Genomic DNA, 16,368 nt, shown 5'->3' with positions numbered 1-16,368 from the left:
GACTGGCCCGTATGACCCGGACCACTGCCCGCCTGCGCCCGGACGAACGGCGTACGCAGATCCTCGAGGCCGCCCGCCGGGTGCTGCTCGCGGACCCGCACCGGGAGCTCACCGTCGAACTGGTGGCCGCCGAGGCCGGGGTCTCCCCCGCGCTGCTGTTCCACTACTTCGGCTCGAAGAAGAAGTTCCAGTACGCCGTCATCGAGGAGGCGGCCGCCGAGGTCGTGCTGCGGACCGCCCCGGACCCGTCGCTGCCGCCGGACGAGCAGCTCCGGACCGGCATCCGCGCCTTCGTCCGCGCCGTCCTCGAGGCACCCCAGCTGTATCGCGCGACCCTGCTGATGTCGGCGGCCGGCGACCCGGAGATCCGGGCGCTGCACTCGGACATGCGGCGCGTGTTCAGCCAGTGGGTGATCGGCGCGGTCGCCGAACGGGGTATCGAGATCACCCCCGTCGTCGAGCTCGCCTGCCACGGCTGGCAGGGTTACGTCGAACAGACCCTGCTGGTCTGGATCGACGACCCGACCGTCTCGCCGGAGGCACTCGAGCATCTCTGCGAGCAGTCGCTGGACGCGATTCTCTCGACTACCTGAAGAGTGAGATGAACAAGTTCTTCCTGATCGTCCACATCCTCGCCGCGATCCTCACTGTCGGCCCGATCACGGTCGCAGCCAGCATGTTCCCGCCGATCGCCCGCAAGCTGCTCACGGCCGACTCGCCGCAGGAGCCGGGCGGCCTGCAGGTCCTGCACCGGATCACCACCGTGTACGCGTGGGCGAGCCTCGCGGTGCCGCTGTTCGGGTTCGCGCTCGCCGGCGGCCTGCACGTGATGGGTGAGGCCTGGCTGATCGTCTCGATCGTGCTGACCCTGGCCGCGGCGCTCGTGCTCGCGTACCTCGTCGTACCGGCGCAGTCCGCCGTACTCGCGGCCGCCGGCGGTACCGCGGAGGAGCGCGGCGCCGTCCTGAAGAAGGCGAAGCTGCTCTCGATGACGACCGGGATCTTCGGCCTGCTCTGGCTGGTCGTGTTCGTGCTGATGGTGCTCAAGCCGGGGCACCACGGAGGGTAAGGTTCCAGCCGTGCTGACGGTTGCCACGGTGAACGTGAACGGGATCAGGGCCGCCTTCCGGCGCGGGATGGGGCCCTGGCTGGAGGACGTCGACCCGGACCTGTTGCTGATGCAGGAAGTGCGCGCGCCCGACGACGTACTGCGGGAACTGCTCTGTGGCGACAAGAACGGCGACTGGAACATCGCGCACGCCGAGCCGGCGATCGACGGGCACAAGGGCCGCGCCGGTGTCGCGGTGGCGTCCCGGCGGCCGATCAAGGACGAGCGCGGCGAGATCGGGCCGGCCCGGTTCGACGGCACCGGGCGGTGGGTCGAGGCGGACGTGATCCTCGACGACGGCTCGGTACTGACGGCTGTCAGTACGTACGTGTTCACCGGCGAGTTCGAGACCCCGCCGCGACAGGAGGAGAAGTACGCGTTCCTGGACGCGATCACCGCGCGGCTGTCCGAGCTGCGCGCCGACGGCCGGCACGTGCTGATGTGCGGCGACCTGAACATCGCGCACCGCGAGGAAGACCTGAAGGCCTGGAAGGCGAATCGCAAGAAGAGCGGCTTCCTGCCCGAGGAACGCGCCTGGCTGGACCGCCTGTTCGAGGCCGGCTGGGTCGACCTCGGCCGCAGGTTCGGCGGCGACGGCCCGGGCCCGTACTCGTGGTGGTCCTGGCGGGGCAAGGCCTTCGACAACGACGCCGGCTGGCGCATCGACTACCAGATCGCCTCCCCCGGACTCGCCGCCACCGCCTCGGCCTGTGTCGTCCACCGTGCCCCGACGTACGCCGAGCGCTGGAGCGACCACGCCCCGGTCGTCGCCACGTACGACCTCTAGGCCGCCTAGGGTGGCGCCATGCCATCGGATCCGCCGTTCGTTCTGCCGACCCCGCCTGTCGCCCGGGCGACGCACGAGGGCCTGGACCTCTACCTGCCGGAAAGTTGGGCGCCGGCACCGGCGGTCCTGCTCGTCCACGGAGTTCCGTACCCGGCCGAAGGGCGGGCTCTGCCCAGTGAGTGGGGAGTCTACCGTGGCTACGCGAGCCAGCTCGCCGACCGCGGCAGCGTCGCCACCGTCGTGAACCACAGCCCGGACGGACTGCCGGACGACGACCGTTCCAACGCCGCACTCGCCGCGGCGGCCACGGCCCTGCGCACGCATCCTCGTGTTGACGGTGATCGCGTCGCCCTGTGGTTCTTCTCCGGCGCCGGCCCGCTGGCTTCGCAGTTCCTGCACAGCCCGCCGGAGTGGTTACGTTGTCTCGCACTGACCTATCCGGTGCTGGGCGACTCCGAGCTGGTCACGGTGCGGGGAATGCATCCGGTCGAGGCGGTCGCCGGTGCCGGCGGGCTGCCGGTCGTGATGACGATCGCCGGCCGGGAACTGCCCGACGTGGCGCCGACACAGCCGCCGTTCGTCGAGGCCGCCCGGGCCGCGGGCGTGCAGCTGCAGCTCATCGAGGTACCCGAGGGCCGGCACGGGTTCGACGTACTGGATCACACCGACGAGTCGCGGGCCGCGGTGACCGCCGCACTGGACGCCGTCGTGTCACTGCTCGCTTAGTTCCGCGGTGCGGTCGCGGGTAGTCTCGCGGCATGCCTGAGACATCTTCTGAGACCCCTTCCCCGGTGCCGCCGGTGGCGGCGCGGAAGCCGGTGGAACGGACGCACCACGGCGACACCTTCGTGGACGACTACGAGTGGCTGCGGGACAAGACCGACGACGAGGTGCTGGGATACCTGCGGGCCGAGAACGCCTACACCGAGGCGCGCACCGCGCACCAGGAATCGTTGCGTGAGGCAATCTTCAAGGAGATCTCGGACCGCACGCTGCAGACCGACCTGAGCGTGCCCGCGCGGCGCGGCGGGTACTGGTACTACTCCCGCACGATCGAGGGACAGCAGTACGCGCTGCACTGCCGGGTGAAGGCCGACGGCGACCGGCCGCCCGCGACCGACGGCGAGATCGCCGGCGAAGAGGTGATGCTGGACGGCAACGAGGTCGCCGGCGACAACGAGTTCTTCTCGCTCGGCACCGTCGACGTCTCCCCCGACGGCCGGCTGCTGGCGTACTCGGTGGATCTCAAGGGTGACGAGCGGTTCACGCTGCGGATCAAGGACCTGGGCACCGGCGAGCTGCTGCCGGACGAGCTGCCCGACGTGCACTACGGCTCGGCGTGGTCCGCGGACAACTCGACGCTGTTCTACACGAAGGTCGACGACGCCTGGCGCCCGTACCAGGTCTGGCGGCACACCCTCGGCACGACCGACGACGTACTGGTGATGGAGGAGCCGGACGAGCGGTTCTGGATCGGCGTCGACCTGACCCGCAACGAGCAGGCGATCATGATCGCGCTCGGCAGCAAGCTGACCAGCGAGGTCTGGCTGCTCGACGCACAGGACCCGGCCGGCGAGCCGGTCGTGGTGGCACCGCGCCGCGAGGGCGTCGAGTACGACGTCGAGCACGCCGGCGACCAGCTGCTGATCACGCACAACGCCGACGCCGCGAACTTCTCCCTGGCGTCCGCGCCGCTGGACTCCCCCGGCGACTGGACGACACTGATCGAGGGCGACGAGACCAGCCGGCTGCTCGGAGCCGACGCGTTCGCCGACCACGTCATCCTGTACCGCCGCCGCAACGCGCTGACCGAGCTCGCGATCATGCGGCGGACCGGCGGTACCTTCGGCGCCCCGGAGGCCTTGGAGTTCGACGAGCCGATCTACACCGTGTCGCCCGGGCGCAACGACGAATGGCAGGACACCCGGTACCGGTTCGGCTACACGTCCCTCGTGACGCCCGGTTCGACGTACGACGTGGACGTGGCGACCGGTGAGCGGCGGCTGCTCAAGCAGCAGCCCGTCCTCGGCGGCGTCGACCTGAGCGACTACACGCAGTACCGCGAGTGGGCGACCGCCCCGGACGGGACCGAGGTGCCGATCTCGATGGTCGCGCGCAAGGACGTCGCGAAGGACGGGAACGCGCCGGTCGTCCTGTACGGGTACGGCTCGTACGAGAGCTCGATGGACCCCTGGTTCTCGATCCCGCGGCTGTCGCTGCTGGACCGCGGCGTGGTGTTCGCGATCGCCCATGTGCGCGGCGGCGGCGAGCTCGGCCGGCACTGGTACGACGACGGCAAGATGCTCACCAAGCGGAACACGTTCACCGACTTCGTCGCGGCCGCCGAGCACCTGGTGCGGGCCGGGTGGACCAGGCCGGAGCGGATCGTCGCGCAGGGCGGCAGCGCCGGCGGCCTGCTGATGGGCGCGGTCGCCAACCTGGCCCCGGAGGCATTCGCCGGAATCGTCGCGGAGGTCCCGTTCGTGGACGCACTGACCACGATTCTGGACCCGTCGCTGCCGCTCACCGTGATCGAGTGGGAGGAATGGGGCAATCCGCTCGCGGACCCCGAGGTGTACGCGTACATGAAGTCCTACTCGCCGTACGAAAACGTCAGCGCGCAGCACTATCCGGCGATCCTCGCGATCACCAGCCTGAACGACACCCGGGTGTTGTACGTCGAGCCGGCGAAGTGGGTGGCGAAACTCCGGGCCACCGCGACCGGTGATTCCGACGTACTGCTGAAGACCGAGATGGAGGCCGGGCACGGCGGCCGCAGCGGCCGGTACGACGCCTGGCGCGAGGTCGCGTTCTCGCTCGCCTGGGAGCTGGACACCCTCGGCCTGAGCTGAATTCGGCCCCGGAAAGCAGGAATTTCCGCCCCTCGACGTGTGTCGTGCAACACATCCGGGGGCGGATTTCTGCGTGGTTTCTCAGGTTCGCCGCGGAGTGTTGCGCCGAATAACGCCACCAGGCCTTGGGACACCGGTTTCCAGCGTGGATTCGCTGCCGGGAACTCTCAGGGAACCTTCAGGGTGTTTACACACTGGTACCGGAATCTTGAACCCTACTCGAGCGTTGCTCTCCATGTAACGACGAAGGGAGTTTCGGTGGCTCGCACGACTCGTGTCCGGATGACGGACGACGGTATCGACGGCAAGGACAGTGTAGGTCTCTACCTGGAAGAGATCGCACGTACTCCGCTGCTGACGGCTGAGGAAGAGGTCGAGCTCGCTGAGACGGTCGAAGCAGGACTCCTGGCGGAGCAACTGCTGGCCGAGGGGCGGGTTGGACGGAAGAAGGGCGGAGCGCCCAAATATGCGACGGAGGACGAGCTGGAGTGGCTGGCCGAAGAGGGCCGGCGCGCACAGCAGCGGTTCGTGACCGCCAACCTCCGGCTCGTGGTGTCGATCGCTCGCCGTTACGGGCGGTCCCAGATGCCGCTGCTGGACCTGGTCCAGGAGGGCAACACGGGGCTGATCCGGGCGGTCGAGAAGTTCGACTACCGGAAGGGATTCAAGTTCTCGACGTACGCGACCTGGTGGGTGCGGCAGGCCATCACCCGCGGTATCGCGCAGCAGGCCCGGGTGGTCCGGCTGCCGGTGCACGTGGTGGAGCAGCTGAACCAGATCGGGTCGGCACGGCGCACGCTGGAGCGCAAGCTCGGGCGGGAGCCGGAGATCGACGAGATCGCGGCGGAGCTGGGCCTGGACGAGGAGCGGGTCACCGAACTGATCCGCATCGGCCGGGACCACATCAGCCTGAACAGCCCGGTCGACGACGAGGGTGAGACCTCGCTGGGTGACCTGATCGCGGCCGAGACCGCGCCGGGTCCGGACCAGCTGGTCGCCGACGCGTCGGACCGCTCGGGCCTGTTCAGCCTGGTCGACCAGCTCGACCCGCGGTCGGCGGACGTGATCCGGCGCCGGTACGGCCTGCACGACGGCCGCCAGGCGAAGCTGGCCGACATCGGCGCGGTGCACGGCATCTCGGCGGAGCGGGTGCGCCAGATCGAGCGCGAGGCGCTGGGCCGCCTCCGCCTGCTGGCAGACCCGACTCTGGCCGCGTAACGCAGTACGCGTAAGACACCCGAAACCCCTCAGGACCCCCGGACCACGACCTGGTCCGGGGGTCCTTCGGTGTCAGGCGGCGGCCGAGTTCCAGGAGTCGATCAGGGCCGGCAGCTCGGACAGCCGCTGGACGGTCGCGTCCGGCGTACCCTCCGTGTGGCCGACCTGCTCGCGCGGGATCGCGCTGTGCGGCAGGTGGGCGGCGCGCATGCCGGCGTTCTGCGCGCCCCAGACGTCGTCGAACAGCCGGTCGCCGACGAACAGGCACCGGGACGGATCCGACACCCCGACCGCGTTCATCGCCGCCAGGAAGGCCTCCGGGTGCGGCTTGGTGTGCGCGATCTCGCTCGTGTAGACAGCCCCGTCGAACAGGTCGAGCACGCCGTCCCGCGCGAAGATCTCCTCGTGCCGACGCCGCGGCCAGATCGTGTTCGACAGCACGCCGAGCTTGAGCCCGCGGCCCCGCAGCGCGTGCAACGTCTCGATCGCGTCCGGCTCGAGGACCGTGTGCGGGTCCCACTGGCGCTCGTACACCGCGAGTGCGTCCGGCGTCATCACGATCTCCGCCAGCGCGCACACCTCCTCGATCGTGCTGCTCCGATGCTCGTCCCGGGACCGCCGCCAGACCGATCCCTCGGCGGCGACCAGCCGGGCGGCCAGCTCGTCGGCGTTCGCCTCGTCGAGGACGGTGGTCACCGCCCGCCAGGTGTCGTGCAGGGAGATGTCGTGCCAGGTTGCCAGCGTGCCGCCCCAGTCGAACAGGACGGCCTCGATCTTCACGTTCGTCACCCGGCAAAGCCTGCCAGAGCCGACCGACAGTTCTCGCGCCCTTTTCGGCGGCTTTTCAGCTCAGCCTGGCGACCTCGCGACGCCGCGCCAGCCAGACGACCGCGAACGCGTACGCCGCGAGGCAGATCACGTCGGACGCCAGCAGCGTCCACGGCGCACCGCCCTGCTGGTTCCACTCGCTGCCGTGCCCCATGGCCAGAGGCAACAAGAACGCGACCAGGTTGTTCGTCGCGTGCAGCGCGATCCCGGACTCCAGTCCCCCGGTCCGCACCGTCAGCCAGCCGACCGTCGCCGCGAAGAGGAACACGTCCGCCATCGCCCACCCGGTGTACCCGTGCGCCGACACGAACAGGGCCGCGCCGATCACGATCCCCGGCCACGGCGACCGGAACAGTCGCCGCAACCAGGACGCCCGGCCCTCCACAGTGTCCGGTCCGTATGCCCCGACCGCCTGGATCACCCAGCCTCGGAACACGAACTCCTCTGCCGCCGACTGGAACGGCACCAGAACCAGGATGAGCAACGCCGGTAGGACGAACGCGCCCAGGCCGATCCAGGCCCCGCCCTCGTCGCCGATCGCGTCCTGCGGCGGGAACACCGCGTCGACGACCAGGCCCATCAGGTACGACAGCACGACGTACCCGAGCGCGGGCAGGCAGCACCAGAGCAGCCAGCGCCAACGGATCCTGTTCAGCACCGAGGCGACACTCCAGAACGGCCGTCGCTGGACCGTCCACGCGGCCAGGCCGACGAGCGGCGTCAGGACCGCCAGCAGCACCAGCGAGAGCGCCAGGTTCTCTGTGTCGCTCGGGAAGATGTCCGCGCCCTTGGGCGTCCCGAACGGACCCGCCACCAGTTCGTGCAGGATCACCCACGCGAGCACCACGGACGTCATCGCGAAGAACGCCGTCGCGGCGAGCAGCACCGAGCCGAGGACCGGGCGCCACCAGGTGTGCTTCGGTGTCCGCGCCAGCCGGTGGTACGGCGTACCGGGAGGAGCCGGGACCACGCGCGGCTCGCGGTACGGGTACGGCATGCCCGGCTGACCGTACGGCTGGGAGTACGGCGGCGGGTAAGGCTGCGTGTACGGCGGTGGGTACGCCTGGGGGTACGGCTGCTGGTACGGCCCCGGCGGAGGTGCTGGGTATCCCGGCTGGGAGTATGGGCCCGGTTGCGGAGACGGCCCGGGCTGTTGCGGGTCCATGACTGGACTCTAGAAGATCGGGCCAACTGGACGGAGGGAGAGCACGGTGGTCACGGAACCGGATCGGGAGACGGACGCGCTGCCGCAGTCCGTGCTGATGCCACTGAGCGGCTCGGCCATCTTTCTCGTGGTGGAGATCGAGCCGGACGGCGAGGACCGGGCCCGGGACCTGCTCGAGCGCCTGAGCGGCCTGGTGCGCTCCGTCGGCTTCCGCGTACCCGCGGGAAACCTGTCCTGTGTCACCGGCATCGGATCGGACGCCTGGGACCGGCTGTTCAGCGGTCCCCGACCCGCCGGACTGCACCCGTTCGTCGAACTCAAAGGCCGGACGCACCACGCACCGTCCACGCCCGGCGACCTGCTCTTCCACATCCGGGCCTCGCACCAGGACCAGTGCTTCGAGCTCGCCGCGCAGATCATGAACGTGCTCGACGGCGCCGCGAAGGTCGTCGACGAGGTGCACGGCTTCAAGTACTTCGAGATGCGCGACCTGCTCGGGTTCGTCGACGGCACCGAAAACCCGACCGGCGGCGAGGCCCGGGACGCAGTGCTGGTCGGCGACGAGGACCCGGACTTCCGCGGCGGCAGCTACGTGATCGTGCAGAAGTACCTGCACGACCTGAAGGCGTGGAACGCACTGACCGTCGAGCAGCAGGAGCTCGCGGTCGGCCGGAGCAAGCTCGACGACATCGAGATGGACGACGCCAAGAAGCCCGGCAACGCGCACATCGTGCTCAACGTGGTCGAGGACGAGGACGGCAACGAGCTGCAGATCCTGCGCGACAACATGCCGTTCGGCACGATCGGCACGCAGGAGTTCGGCACGTACTTCATCGGCTACGCGAAGACGCCGGCCGTCACCGAGCTGATGCTGCGGCGGATGTTCATCGGCGTACCGGAGGGCAACCACGACCGGCTGCTCGACTTCTCCACCGCGGTCACCGGCAGCCTGTTCTTCACGCCGCCGGCGGAGTTCCTGGACGAACTTCCGCCGGCGCCGTGAACCTCATTCCCCGAACAACGGCGCGTCGACCACGCTGCGCCAGCTGAAGTCGAGCTTGTCCCCGAAGGTCGCCGGCACCTTGCCGAGCGAGTTGATCACGGTGGTCGTGCCGTTGGCGTGCCCAACGGCGTACAAGTAGCCGGCCTTCGCGTCCTTGTCGATGCCGAGCAGTAGCGTGCCGTAGTTGCCGCAGCGGGCGGTCTCCAGCGTCTCGAAGCCCTGCCAGGTGCGCGTCCGGACCTGCTTCACGACCGGCTTCATCGGATTGCTCAGCGGGATGTGGATCGTGTACAGCGCGCCGCCCCGCGTCGTGGCCAGCAGCGTGTCGTACGTCGCCGTCCGGCTGAGCAAGGTGACCGCCTTGACCGCCGAGAAGCCCGGGTACGAACCGGCGGCCTCCCAGTGCTCGGTGCCGTCGTTCACCGGGTTGAGGTTCCAGCGGAAGAGCACGCCGTCGTTGCGCAGCGCGTACATCCGCGAGTTGGGGTCGTCGAGGGACCACGAGTGCGTCAGGGTCGTGAAGACGCCCCAGCCACCGCCGATCCGGGTCAGGCTGCTGCTCAGGACCTTGCCGCCGGTGCCCTTCTGCACCCACTGGTGCGCCTGGTACATCACGCCGCCGCTGACGACGTGCCCGTCGAGGGACGTCTGGTCGCCGAAGTCGTCGTCCCAGGTCCACTGACTGCTGAGCGAGACGGCCCGGCCGCCGAACGGGTTCTTCGCCATCACGTCGACCGGCTTGACGCTGATCGGCGACGTCGCGTTCACGTACCGGTCGATGGTGTTGTTGTCGGAGGTGATCCCGCCGGACTGCACGTAGCAGGCGTTCGCGGCCGGCGCCGCGGTCGCCGTACCCATGCCGGCCAGCAGCGGGACCGTCAGCGCGAGGCCGGCGGCCAGGGCGGTCGTTCGTCGCATCGTCATTCCCCGTTCAGTGGCGGATCGGCCCAGGCCACGCTGGTCCAGCGGAAGTAGGTCTGGTCGTCGAACGTCGTCGGCACCTTGCCGAGGCTGTTGATCACGGTCGACGTGCCGTTCGCGTGGCCGACGGCGTACAGGTAGCCGGTCTTGGTGTCCTTGTCGATGCCGAGCAGGAGTACGCCGTACTGCCCGCAGCGCTCGGCGACGAGGCTCTCGAAGCCCTGCCAGGTCCGGGTGCGCACCTGCTTCACGATCGGCTTCATCGGCGACGACACCGGGATGCGGATCGTGTAGAGCGCGCCGCCGCGGGTGTTCGCCAGGAAGGTGTCGTACGTCCGGGTCTGGCTGATCAGGGTCATCGTCTTGACCGCGCTGAAGCCCGGGTACGAGCCGTCGGCCTTCCAGCCGTCGCGCCAGCGGAACAGGGTGCCGTCGTTGCGCAGTCCGTAGTAGTGCGTGTGCGCGAAGTTGGCGGCAGCGCCCTCGTCGTACGTCGACTCCTCGAAATACGTGAACTTGTCCCAGCCGCCGCCGACCCGGTGGAACGTGACCTCGTCGGACGGGACCGCGCCCGTCCGGTAGATGGCGGAGTACATGGTCGAGCCGAGCACGACCTCGCCGTAGTGCGCCCAGTCCTCGGGGACCTCGGGCTCGATCACCCAGGTGCTGTGCAGCCGAGTCAGGCCGGGCGCGAAGCGCTTCGCCGCTTCGATCCGTTTCGTGGACGCGGTCGGCGGGGTGCCGGCCGTGATGCCCTGACCGGTGTGATCGCCGCCGGCGTTCACGGAGCCGAGGCTCAGCTGGCACGCGGCTGTGGCCCGCGCGGTGTTCGTCGGTTGTGCGTTGGCGGGTAGAGGCGCCAGCAGGCCGGCTGTCAGCAGCGCGGCTGCGGCGGTACGTCGGTGCATCGTGATCATCCCCTCGGACGGCTACCGCTCTCCTCACCTCGATGCACGCTAGCTGCGGAAAGTTGCGACCCCCGGACTGTCGGTGGATCGAGGGACACTTGGGACATGTTGCTGATCAAGCTGGTGGAGACCTCGGCGGCGCTGGCCGGGACCCGGTCGCGGCTGCAGAAGGCCGGATTCATCGCCGGATTGTTGTCCGAGGCCACCGATCCGGCCGAGATCGAGATCGTCGTGACCTACCTGTCCGGCGAGCTCCGGCAGCGGCGTACCGGGGTGGGCTGGCGGACCTTGACGGACGCTCCGCCGCCCGCCGCGGAGGCTTCTTTGACGGTGACCGAGGTGGACGGGGCGTTCGCGGAGCTGGCCGGGATGTCGGGCGCCGGCGTGCAGGCGCGGCGCCGGGCCGCGGTGGACGCGCTGTTCGGGCGCGCGACGGAGGACGAGCAGCGGTTCCTGCGGCTGCTGGTCGGAGGTGAGCTCCGGCAGGGCGCGCTGGACGGCGTGATGGCCGACGCCGTCGCGCGGGCGACCGGGATTCCGCTGGACAAGATCCGGGCCGCGGCGATGTTGCGCGGGGCGACGGCGCCGGTCGCGGTCGCCGTACTGACCGAGGGCGAGGCGGGACTGGCGCAGTTCGGGCTGGAGGTCGGGCGCGGGGTGCAGCCGATGCTCGCGCAGTCGGCGACCACGGTCGCGGAGGCGTTGCAGAAGACGGGTACGCCGGCGGCGCTCGAGTGGAAGCTCGACGGCATCCGGATCCAGGCGCATCGCGACGGCGATCGCGTCGTCGTCTACACGCGGACGCTGGACGACATCACCGCGCGCGTGCCCGAGGTGGTGACGGCCGTGCTCGCGCTGGACGCGCGCCAGGTCGTGCTCGACGGTGAGCTGATCGCGCTGCGGGCGGACGGGCGGCCGGAGCCGTTCCAGGTCACCGGGTCACGGACCGCCACCCGCGCGGCGACCGGGCCGGAGACCGTGCCGTTGACGCCGTACTTCTTCGACATCCTGCACCTCGACGGTCAGGACCTGCTCGGGCTCGACGGCGCGGCCCGTCACCAGTGGCTGTCGAAGCTGCTGCCCGAGGAGCGCCGGATCCCGCGGCTGGTGACGTCCGACGCGGAGGCGGGGCAGGCGTTCTTCGACGACGCCGTACGGCGGGGGCACGAGGGCGTCGTGGTGAAGTCGTTGACCGTTCCCTACGAGGCGGGCCGACGCGGATCGGGGTGGGTGAAGGTCAAGCAGACGTTCACCCTCGACCTGCTGGTGCTGGCCGCGGAGTGGGGGCACGGGCGGCGGAAGGGGTGGCTGTCCAACCTGCATCTCGCGGCGCGGGACGAGTCGACCGGTGAGTTCGTGATGCTCGGGAAGACGTTCAAGGGGCTGACCGACGAGCTGCTGCGGTGGCAGACCGAGCGGTTCCAGGAGCTCGCCGTCCGGCGGGACGACTGGGTCGTGTACATCAAACCTGAGGTGGTGGTCGAGATCGCGTTCGACGGGGTGCAGACGTCGCCGCGGTATCCGGCCGGGATGGCGCTACGGTTCGCCCGGGTGATCCGGTACCGCGAGGACAAGCGGCCGGACGAGGTCGACACCGTGCAGACCGTACGGTCGATCCACACCGGACCTGAACCTGTAGTAGAGATCGAGGAGCGCGCGGATGACTGAGGACCCCGAGGTCGTGACCAGGAGGATCGCCGGTGAGGCGATCGAGCGAGACGACCCGACCGGCTGGTTCGAGAACCTGTACGCCGCCGCGGCCGACGGCGAGGCAGTCGTGCCGTGGGACCGCGGTACGGCGCATCAACTACTCGCGGACTGGATCGCCGAGGCCGAGCCCGACGGCACCGGCAAGACCGCGGTGATCGTCGGCGCCGGCACCGGCTGGGACGCCGAACTGATCGTCGACCGCGGGTACGACACGACCGCGTTCGACATCTCCCCCAGCGCGATCGAGACCGCCCACCGCAACCACCCCGCCTCGAAGGCGCACTACGTCGTCGCCGATCTCCTCAACCCGCCCGCGGACTGGCACCAGGCCTTCGACCTGGTGGTCGAGATCTACACCGTCCAGGCTCTCCCCATCCCCCTCCAGCCCGCCGCCGTCACCCACGTCTCCGACCTGGTAGCCCCCGGCGGCACGCTCCTGGTCATCGCCGCCGCCCGCCCCGACGACCAACCCGACACCACCCTCCAAGGCCCACCCTGGCCACTGACCCGAGCCACCATCCGCTCCTTCACCACCCCCGACCTCCACCTCATCCAACTCGACCAGGCCCCCAGCCCCACCGACCCCACCCTCCTCCGCTGGCGCGCCGAATACCTCCGCGACTGATGGAGGTGGTCCCGCCGCTCGTGCTCCGTGCGGAACAGGCAGCAGCCGAGGTCGGGATGCCGCTGCGGCGTACCGGCTCCGGTCCGTCGTGCTGCCTCCCCGATGCAGGTCGGTTCCTGGCGATGCTCGCGGCCGGCTGCACTGGCGGGACCATAGGCGAGTCCGGGACGGGCGTCGGGTACGGCGCCGCCTGGATCGCCTCGGCGATGCCCGCCGACTGCCGGCTGATCACCGTCGAGTCGGACGAGAACCGCGCCGCCGCTGCACGATGGGTGCTCGCAGACGATCCACGGGTCGAGGTGATCCACGGGGACGCGTTGCCGGAGCTGACCAGGCGCGCGCCGTACGACCTGTTGTTCGCAGACGGCGGTCAGCAGCCACCGGAGATCGTCGAACTACTGCGGGTCGGCGGTCGGCTGGTGAACGACGACGTCACGCCCGCGGACCTGTTGCCGGTTGATTCGCCGTACCGGCTGCACGATCCGAAGCGAACGTTCTTCTTCGCCGATCCGCGCCTGATCGCGACCGAGGTAGTGCTCCCCGACCGGCACAACTCGCTGCTGGTCGGCACTCGAACAGCTTGACCCGCATGGGAACATCTGTTCGAAAATGATGTAGAGTTGGGGGTATGGCGGGGCGGAGTGTGGTGGGGCCTACTGCGTTGCGGATGTTGCTTGGGGCGCATCTGCGGGAGTTGCGTGAGCGGGCCGGTGTCACACGGACGGATGCGGGGTGGGCGATCCGGGCCTCGGAGTCGAAGATCAGCCGGTTGGAGTTGGGGCGGGTCGGGTTCAAGGAGCGGGACGTCTCGGACCTGCTGACGTTGTACGGCGTCCAGGACGCGCGGGAGCGGGAGCGGCTGCTGGAGCTGGCGCGGGAGGCGAACGATCCGGGGTGGTGGCAGCGGTACGGCGATGTCACCCCGGAGTGGTTCGACGCGTATCTGGGGCTGGAGGCGACCGCGGAGCTGATCCGGACCTACGAGATCCAGTACGTCCCGGGCCTGCTGCAGACCGAGGGGTACGCGCGGGCCGTCGCACAGCTCGACCCGAGCGGCAGCCGGAGCGACGCCGAGATCGAGCGGATCGTCGCGCTCCGGACCCGGCGGCAGCGGGTGCTCGATCGGGAGCCGCCGTTGCGGTTGTGGGCGGTGATCGAGGAGTCCGTCCTGCGCCGGCCGATCGGCGGCGTCGACGTCCTGCGCCGCCAGCTGGAGGCGCTCCGCGAGGCGATCACCCGGCCGAACGTCACCGTCCAGATCGTCCCGCTGCAGAACGTCGGCCATCCCGCCACCGCGGGCGCGTTCACCCTGCTCCGCTTCCCGCAGCGCGATCTGCCCGACATCGTGTACGTCGAGCACCTGACCAGCGCGCTCTACCTCGACAAGCGCGACGACGTCGAGGCTTACACCCAGGCGCTGGAACTGCTCGCCTCCACGAGCCCGCCGCCGCAGAAGACCGACGAGGCACTCGTCCGGCTGATCGATCGGCTCGATTAGGAGACCTGCCCTAAAGGACTTCCCGATGGACGTGTGGCGCGAGTTCGGGATGGTGCAGGTCGAAGGCGGGCGACTCGGAGCGGATCCGCGGCAGTGCGTCGAAGTTGTGCCGCGGCGGCGGGCAGCTCGTCGCCCACTCCAGCGAACGGCCCCAGCCCCACGGATCGTCCACCTGCACCCGCGGGCTGCGTCGCGACTTGTAGATGTTGTAGAAGAACGGCAGCATCGACGCGCCCAGGATGAACGCGCCCACGCTCGACACCTGGTTCAGCGTCGTGAACCCGTCGCTCGCCCGATAGTCGGCGTACCGTCGCGGCATGCCTTCGACACCCAGCCAGTGCTGCACCAGGAACGTCGTGTGGAAGCCGATGAACAGCAGCCAGAAGTGCATCTTCCCGAGCTTCTCGTCGAGCATCCGCCCGGTCATCTTCGGCCACCAGAAGTAGAACCCCGAGAACATCGCGAACACCACGGTGCCGAAGACGACATAGTGGAAGTGCGCGACCACGAAGTACGAATCCTGCAACTGGTAGTCCAGCGCCGGCGACGCGAGGATCACGCCGGTCAGCCCGCCCAGCAGGAACGTGACGAGGAAGCCGACCGACCAGAGCATCGGCGTGTCGAACGACACCGAGCCGCCCCACATCGTGCCGATCCAGTTGAAGAACTTCACCCCGGTCGGCACGGCTATCAGGAACGTCATGAACGAGAAGAACGGCAGCGCCACCGCCCCGGTCGTGAACATGTGATGCGCCCAGACCGCGATCGACAACGCCCCGATTCCCATCGTCGCGGCGACCAGACCGTAGTACCCGAAGATCGGCTTGCGGCTGAAGACCGGCAGCACCTCGGTGACGATGCCGAAGAACGGCAGCGCGATGATGTACACCTCGGGATGCCCGAAGAACCAGAACAGGTGCTGCCACAGGATCGGCCCGCCGTTGGCCGCGTCGAAAACGTGCGCCCCGAGCTTCCGGTCCGCCTCCAGCACCAGCAGCGCCGCCGCGAAGATCGGGAACGCGATCAGCACCAGGATCGACGTCACCAGCACGTTCCAGGTGAAGATCGGCATCCGGAACATCGTCATCCCCGGCGCGCGCATCGTCACGATCGTCGTGACGAAGTTGACGCCACCGAGGATGGTCCCGAGGCCGGCCATCCACAGGCCCATCGTCCACAGGTCGCCGCCGACGCTGGGCGAGCGCACCCCGTTCGACAACGGCGAGTACGCCGTCCAGCCGAAGTCGGCCGCGCCGCCCGGGGTGAAGAAGCCGCTGATCGTGATCAGCCCGCCGAACAGGAACAGCCAGTAGCTGAACATGTTCAGCCGCGGGAACGCGACGTCCGGCGACCCGATCTGCACGGGCATGATCACGTTGGCGAACCCAATGAAGAGCGGCGTCGCGAACAGCAGCAGCATGATCGTGCCGTGCATCGTGAACAGCTGGTTGTACGTCTCTTCGTTGACGAACTGCAGGCCGGGCTCGGCCAGCTCGGCCCGGATCACCAGGGCCATCACGCCGCCGATCAGGAAGAAGCTGAACGACGTGACCAGGTACAGCTGGCCGATCACCTTGTGGTCGGTCGACGAGAGCACCCGGCCGATCACCAGCCCCAGTGGCCGCCGCCCAACCCCAGCCGCAGTCGATCCGGTGCGCTCGGTGATCCCGGCATGCCCGCTGACGCTGGCCATGCCACCTCCCGAACTAACGCATCCCTTCGATTAGACACCTATCGGCACGACA

Annotated in this window: 16 protein-coding genes; 11 read left to right on the top strand and 5 right to left on the bottom strand. The window is 69.3% G+C overall.

Annotated features, from left to right (window positions below; genetic code table 11):
• Positions 1-11: 11 nt before the first annotated feature.
• From AB0M51_RS22790 to AB0M51_RS22765, 6 genes are all read left to right on the top strand, one after another.
• Complete coding sequence (locus AB0M51_RS22790) at positions 12-593, top strand: TetR/AcrR family transcriptional regulator (protein WP_344195692.1); 582 nt, start codon at positions 12-14, stop codon at positions 591-593.
• An 8-nt stretch (positions 594-601) separates the two neighbouring features.
• Positions 602-1,069, top strand: coding sequence for a hypothetical protein (locus AB0M51_RS22785; protein WP_363750250.1), 468 nt, complete (start codon positions 602-604; stop codon positions 1,067-1,069).
• 10 nt (positions 1,070-1,079) lie between these two features.
• Complete coding sequence (locus tag AB0M51_RS22780; protein WP_344195696.1) at positions 1,080-1,895, top strand: exodeoxyribonuclease III; 816 nt, start codon at positions 1,080-1,082, stop codon at positions 1,893-1,895.
• An 18-nt stretch (positions 1,896-1,913) separates the two neighbouring features.
• Entirely contained in the window at positions 1,914-2,621 is a 708-nt protein-coding gene (locus AB0M51_RS22775; protein ID WP_363750248.1) for a hypothetical protein, read from the top strand.
• A gap of 32 nt (positions 2,622-2,653) precedes the next feature.
• Entirely contained in the window at positions 2,654-4,747 is a 2,094-nt protein-coding gene (locus tag AB0M51_RS22770) for a S9 family peptidase (RefSeq protein ID WP_344195700.1), read from the top strand.
• Positions 4,748-5,005: 258 nt separating this feature from the next.
• Positions 5,006-5,965 (top strand): sigma-70 family RNA polymerase sigma factor, encoded by a 960-nt coding sequence (locus tag AB0M51_RS22765; protein WP_344195702.1) that lies wholly within the window; start codon positions 5,006-5,008, stop codon positions 5,963-5,965.
• Between the two features lie 72 nt (positions 5,966-6,037).
• On the opposite strand, the gene AB0M51_RS22760 is transcribed toward AB0M51_RS22765, so the two are convergent.
• Positions 6,038-6,754 (bottom strand): HAD family hydrolase, encoded by a 717-nt coding sequence (locus AB0M51_RS22760; RefSeq protein ID WP_363750245.1) that lies wholly within the window; start codon positions 6,752-6,754, stop codon positions 6,038-6,040.
• A gap of 55 nt (positions 6,755-6,809) precedes the next feature.
• Positions 6,810-7,958: a CPBP family intramembrane glutamic endopeptidase gene (locus AB0M51_RS22755; protein WP_344195706.1), complete on the bottom strand. Its 1,149-nt coding sequence runs from the start codon at positions 7,956-7,958 to the stop codon at positions 6,810-6,812.
• A 46-nt stretch (positions 7,959-8,004) separates the two neighbouring features.
• Here AB0M51_RS22755 and AB0M51_RS22750 point away from each other — a divergent pair, with 46 nt between their 5' ends.
• Complete coding sequence (locus tag AB0M51_RS22750; RefSeq protein WP_344195709.1) at positions 8,005-8,961, top strand: Dyp-type peroxidase; 957 nt, start codon at positions 8,005-8,007, stop codon at positions 8,959-8,961.
• Positions 8,962-8,964: 3 nt separating this feature from the next.
• Here the strand turns inward: AB0M51_RS22750 and AB0M51_RS22745 are convergent, their stop codons facing one another.
• Together AB0M51_RS22745 and AB0M51_RS22740 are read right to left on the bottom strand one after the other, a co-directional pair.
• On the bottom strand, positions 8,965-9,879 hold the full coding sequence (locus AB0M51_RS22745; protein ID WP_344195711.1) for a hypothetical protein: 915 nt from the start codon (positions 9,877-9,879) through the stop codon (positions 8,965-8,967).
• Between the two features lie 2 nt (positions 9,880-9,881).
• Entirely contained in the window at positions 9,882-10,790 is a 909-nt protein-coding gene (locus AB0M51_RS22740; RefSeq protein ID WP_344195713.1) for a hypothetical protein, read from the bottom strand.
• A 105-nt stretch (positions 10,791-10,895) separates the two neighbouring features.
• Between AB0M51_RS22740 and AB0M51_RS22735 the strand changes: the two genes are divergently transcribed.
• Genes AB0M51_RS22735 through AB0M51_RS22720 form a run of 4 tightly spaced genes read left to right on the top strand, consistent with a single transcriptional unit; the run spans position 10,896 to position 14,623 of the window.
• Complete coding sequence (locus tag AB0M51_RS22735; RefSeq protein ID WP_344195715.1) at positions 10,896-12,458, top strand: ATP-dependent DNA ligase; 1,563 nt, start codon at positions 10,896-10,898, stop codon at positions 12,456-12,458.
• Entirely contained in the window at positions 12,451-13,125 is a 675-nt protein-coding gene (locus tag AB0M51_RS22730; protein ID WP_344195717.1) for a methyltransferase domain-containing protein, read from the top strand. Before AB0M51_RS22735 ends, AB0M51_RS22730 begins: the two co-directional genes overlap by 8 nt.
• Positions 13,125-13,709 (top strand): class I SAM-dependent methyltransferase, encoded by a 585-nt coding sequence (locus AB0M51_RS22725; protein ID WP_344195719.1) that lies wholly within the window; start codon positions 13,125-13,127, stop codon positions 13,707-13,709. The genes AB0M51_RS22730 and AB0M51_RS22725 overlap by 1 nt, the downstream gene beginning before the upstream one ends.
• A gap of 44 nt (positions 13,710-13,753) precedes the next feature.
• Positions 13,754-14,623 carry a helix-turn-helix transcriptional regulator gene (locus AB0M51_RS22720; protein ID WP_344195721.1) on the top strand — a complete coding sequence of 290 codons (870 nt, stop codon included), beginning with the start codon at positions 13,754-13,756 and terminating at the stop codon, positions 14,621-14,623.
• A gap of 10 nt (positions 14,624-14,633) precedes the next feature.
• On the opposite strand, the gene ctaD is transcribed toward AB0M51_RS22720, so the two are convergent.
• On the bottom strand, positions 14,634-16,316 hold the full coding sequence (gene ctaD / locus AB0M51_RS22715; protein ID WP_344195723.1) for a cytochrome c oxidase subunit I: 1,683 nt from the start codon (positions 16,314-16,316) through the stop codon (positions 14,634-14,636).
• Positions 16,317-16,368: the final 52 nt, after the last annotated feature.

It is taken from the genome of Kribbella sp. NPDC051137 (genome assembly GCF_040682535.1).
GTDB classification, from domain to species: domain Bacteria; phylum Actinomycetota; class Actinomycetes; order Propionibacteriales; family Kribbellaceae; genus Kribbella; species Kribbella karoonensis.
Note: the sequence above shows the minus strand (reverse complement) of the source record. Positions and strands in the feature narration are given on the sequence as shown.

What these genes read in the sequence shown, in the direction of transcription:
- AB0M51_RS22790 (WP_344195692.1), top strand. Translation starts at nt 12, where the DNA reads ATGACCCGGACCACTGCCCGCCTGCGCCCGGACGAACGGCGTACGCAG.
- AB0M51_RS22785 (WP_363750250.1), top strand. Translation starts at nt 602, where the DNA reads ATGAACAAGTTCTTCCTGATCGTCCACATCCTCGCCGCGATCCTCACT.
- AB0M51_RS22775 (WP_363750248.1), top strand. Translation starts at nt 1,914, where the DNA reads ATGCCATCGGATCCGCCGTTCGTTCTGCCGACCCCGCCTGTCGCCCGG.
- AB0M51_RS22770 (WP_344195700.1), top strand. Translation starts at nt 2,654, where the DNA reads ATGCCTGAGACATCTTCTGAGACCCCTTCCCCGGTGCCGCCGGTGGCG.
- AB0M51_RS22755 (WP_344195706.1), bottom strand. Translation starts at nt 7,958, where the DNA reads ATGGACCCGCAACAGCCCGGGCCGTCTCCGCAACCGGGCCCATACTCC.
- AB0M51_RS22745 (WP_344195711.1), bottom strand. Translation starts at nt 9,879, where the DNA reads ATGCGACGAACGACCGCCCTGGCCGCCGGCCTCGCGCTGACGGTCCCG.
- AB0M51_RS22740 (WP_344195713.1), bottom strand. Translation starts at nt 10,790, where the DNA reads ATGCACCGACGTACCGCCGCAGCCGCGCTGCTGACAGCCGGCCTGCTG.
- AB0M51_RS22735 (WP_344195715.1), top strand. Translation starts at nt 10,896, where the DNA reads ATGTTGCTGATCAAGCTGGTGGAGACCTCGGCGGCGCTGGCCGGGACC.
- AB0M51_RS22730 (WP_344195717.1), top strand. Translation starts at nt 12,451, where the DNA reads ATGACTGAGGACCCCGAGGTCGTGACCAGGAGGATCGCCGGTGAGGCG.
- AB0M51_RS22725 (WP_344195719.1), top strand. Translation starts at nt 13,125, where the DNA reads ATGGAGGTGGTCCCGCCGCTCGTGCTCCGTGCGGAACAGGCAGCAGCC.
- AB0M51_RS22720 (WP_344195721.1), top strand. Translation starts at nt 13,754, where the DNA reads ATGGCGGGGCGGAGTGTGGTGGGGCCTACTGCGTTGCGGATGTTGCTT.
- ctaD (WP_344195723.1), bottom strand. Translation starts at nt 16,316, where the DNA reads ATGGCCAGCGTCAGCGGGCATGCCGGGATCACCGAGCGCACCGGATCG.